The organism is Paenibacillus taichungensis, from assembly GCF_013359905.1.
GTDB classification, from domain to species: domain Bacteria; phylum Bacillota; class Bacilli; order Paenibacillales; family Paenibacillaceae; genus Paenibacillus; species Paenibacillus taichungensis.
The window spans coordinates 1-283 of sequence record NZ_JABMCC010000042.1 but is presented as its reverse complement, the minus strand read 5'-3'; the positions used below and the strand labels follow the sequence as shown (position 1 = coordinate 283).

Here is a 283-nt window from a genome sequence, read left to right as displayed (position 1 = left end):
GCGCGCCTTAGAATTCTCTTCTCGCCTACCTGTGTCGGTTTGCGGTACGGGCACCATCACCTGGCTAGAGGCTTTTCTTGGCAGTGTGAGATCATGACCTTCGCTACTATAATTTTCGCTCCCCATTACAGCCCAGCCTTATGATGTGCGGATTTGCCTACACATCAGCCTCACTGCTTAGACGGACATCCATCAGTCCGCGTCACTACCCTGCTGCGTCCCCCCATTGCTCATAACGGCTTACGGTGGTACAGGAATTTCGACCTGTTGTCCTTCGACTACG

Annotated in this window: 1 rRNA gene; it reads right to left on the bottom strand. The window is 53.4% G+C overall.

The features are described 5' to 3' along the window. Positions 1 to 283, bottom strand: a 23S ribosomal RNA gene (locus tag HP548_RS00275); the annotation flags it as partial.